General features: G+C 33.9%; 1 protein-coding gene. It reads left to right on the forward strand.

Annotated features, from left to right (window positions below):
• Positions 1 to 196 (forward strand): hypothetical protein (locus IE124_RS35230; protein ID WP_229833198.1); only part of this gene is annotated, 196 nt, incomplete at its 5' end.
• Positions 197 to 584 lie beyond the last annotated feature (388 nt).

Consider the following 584-nt stretch of genomic DNA (forward strand, 5'->3'; position numbering starts at 1 on the left):
TACCAACATAAATCTGAAAATTTGGTGGACCATAAACAAAGTTAAAATCATGTCTACTTTGGCTGTCACTTCTCCATTGCTACTGTCAACTGGAGTTTCTGTATTTGAAGTGTTCGGACAAGAGAGCCGTCGAGATTACAAGAGGCGTTCGCGCCCATTTAAATACATGGAGCGCATTCATGAAAAGGAGTTTTAATCAAGCCTGAGCCATACTTTAAATTCAGCCTTAGCTTAAATAATACTAGATGGTCGTATGAACTTTTTCTGTGAATTAATGCAAGCTCAAAATGGTTTTAACTGGAAATAATGCAGTTCAAAACTCATGCTTGAGGTTGGCGCAACGATTTCATTAGTAGGTTTTGACTTGGTTTTGTCATCTTTGCCACTGCTGCTAAAAGTGTACCAACTTATGAAATGCGTATTCGCTTCCAAAACTTAAACTATATTGCTTGTATTTACATAAAATGTTTGATTTTTAAAATCTAATGAATGCTCGTTAAAATGAATAAGCACTGAAACAAATTGTTAAACTTTACAAGTTAATAAAAGTCTATTTGGACAAAATAATAATGGTATATTTCTGA

Source organism: Streptomyces narbonensis (assembly GCF_014649015.1).
Lineage (GTDB): Bacteria > Actinomycetota > Actinomycetes > Streptomycetales > Streptomycetaceae > Streptomyces > Streptomyces narbonensis.